This window comes from Halohasta sp. A2 (assembly GCF_056175805.1).
On record NZ_JAQFWV010000370.1, the window covers coordinates 1 to 228 of the forward strand.

General features: G+C 55.3%; 1 protein-coding gene. It reads left to right on the plus strand.

Annotated elements, in window-relative coordinates:
• Positions 1-228, plus strand: a 228-nt coding sequence (locus O2S87_RS19465; protein ID WP_475410273.1) for a transposase, incomplete at both ends; no start/stop codon positions are given.

Genomic DNA, 228 nt, shown 5'->3' on the forward strand with positions numbered 1-228 from the left:
CAACAACAGCAACAGTACGCTCAACGACGGGAAGACGCTGGAATTCCTGAGGATCTCGAGTACCAATCAAAACACGAAATCGGCGGTGATCTGGTCGAAGGGGCCGCTGACAGCGGCCTCGACTTCGGCTGTGTTCTCGGTGACAGCAATTTCGGCAAATCACCCAAACTCCGCCACAGACTACGGAGTCAGGCTATTCCCTACGCGCTGGAACTTGTTCCGTCGAAG